The organism is Candidatus Magnetaquicoccus inordinatus (assembly GCF_004217665.1).
Taxonomy (GTDB): domain Bacteria; phylum Pseudomonadota; class Magnetococcia; order Magnetococcales; family Magnetaquicoccaceae; genus Magnetaquicoccus; species Magnetaquicoccus inordinatus.
The window spans coordinates 1-1,065 of the sequence record NZ_RXIU01000525.1 but is presented as its reverse complement, the minus strand read 5'-3'; the positions used below and the strand labels follow the sequence as shown (position 1 = coordinate 1,065).

Sequence of the window (1,065 nt, the reverse complement as noted above, 5' to 3'; positions counted from 1 at the left end):
GCCCCATTATTTTCGAGAATTTTTTGGGCCACCTCCTGATTGGTGACATTATCCTCCACCAGCAACACCTGGATGCCCGCCAAACGGCGTCGATCATCCTTGGGCACAGCGAGAGGCAGATTGCCACTGCGCACTCTTTCTATATCCAGTACAGCGTTGTACAACGACGAGGGGGTCACCGGCTTCATTAAAACGGCATCCACCCACTCGCTGCTGGAGGATTGCAACACCACCTCGCGATGGTAGGCAGTCACCATGATCACCAAAGGGGAGCGCTGGTGCGGGGTGGTGGCACGAATCCGCCGACTGGTCTCCAGACCATCCATGCCTGGCATCTTCCAGTCCAGCAACAGCACATCATAAGGGAGATGGTCGCGCAGATGCTCCAGTGCCGCATAACCGGAGTCCACCTCCTCACCATTCCAGCCCAAAATTTTGACAATCGAGGCCAACGCTTCGCGGGCGATCATATCATCATCCACCACCAGTACCGAAAGATTGGCCAAGGCACTGTTGGGATCAAAATGGCAGTTTACCCCCTCTTCCAAAGGCAGGGTAAACCAAAATTCGCTGCCCTGATGGAGCACGCTGTTGACCCCAATCTCACCACCCATCAACTCCACCAGACGTTTGCAGATCACCAGCCCCAAACCGGTACCGCCAAAACGGCGCGCATCCGAGGAGTCCACCTGCATGAAGGGTTGAAACAGCCGTTGCAGTTGCTCCTCTGCGATGCCGATGCCGGTATCCTCTACCGAAAAACGGACCCTGGGCGGATCGGTTTGCTCCCGGCGCACATAGAGCGCCACCTTGCCGGTATCGGTAAACTTGATGGCGTTGCCGGCCAGATTGATCAACACCTGCTGCAGGCGAGAGGGATCACCCTTGAGCCACTGCGGCAGTGCCGGATCGATGACAATAGCCGTCTCCAGATCCTTGGAGGCTGCATTGCCAGCGATGATGATGGCAATCTCATCCAGAACGGTGGTCAGAGAATAATCAATACGTTCAATCTCCAGACGCATCGCCTCAATTTTGGAAAAGTCGAGAATATCGTTGATGATG

The 1,065-nt window shown here is 55.3% G+C and carries 1 protein-coding gene; it reads right to left on the bottom strand.

What is annotated here, in order from left to right; all coding sequences use genetic code 11:
• On the bottom strand, positions 1 to 1,065 hold a 1,065-nt coding region (locus EJP87_RS17025; protein WP_130473007.1), incomplete at both ends, for an ATP-binding protein.